This window comes from Flavobacterium sp. R1_16 (assembly GCF_057652095.1).
The window spans coordinates 1-458 of the sequence record NZ_JBYFCG010000032.1 but is presented as its reverse complement, the minus strand read 5'-3'; the positions used below and the strand labels follow the sequence as shown (position 1 = coordinate 458).

General features: G+C 33.8%; 1 protein-coding gene. It reads right to left on the bottom strand.

The features are described from left to right. Positions 1-39: 39 nt before the first annotated feature. On the bottom strand, positions 40-222 hold the full coding sequence (locus tag AC23L6_RS13370; RefSeq protein WP_487561603.1) for a hypothetical protein: 183 nt from the start codon (positions 220-222) through the stop codon (positions 40-42). Positions 223-458: the final 236 nt, after the last annotated feature.

The window sequence follows — 458 nt, the reverse complement described above, 5'->3', positions numbered from 1 at the left end:
TACAAACGAAGTTCATCGAACTCCAATTAAAATAGATTTTTAGTGAGGTAATCTTTTACATTCTGAAGGAGCAAGTAAAAGGATATTCACTACTACCTGCCTGTCGGCAGACAGGTCGTGGCTATTGGTATTTGATTTCAAAAGTCCTTTGGAATGATTTTTTTTGGGTTTTAGCAGTTGTTTTTCCAACGAACTTTTCTTCTTAGCGTCTTTGCGAGCCAAATTTAAAAGTGACAACCTACAGATGTCCAACGAATTATAAACAAAGTAAAAAAAAGGTTAAGAAAGTTTTGGAAAAAAGTAAGATAAGTGTTTATCTTTGCACCCCGCAAGAGAGGGATGTTCTTAGTAAGATGTTGATAACGAGGTTTTAGAAAATAAAGCTAAAAATTATTTCACAAAACGCTTGTTAAATAAAAAAGAATAATTACTTTTGCACCCGCTTTGAGACACAAGCG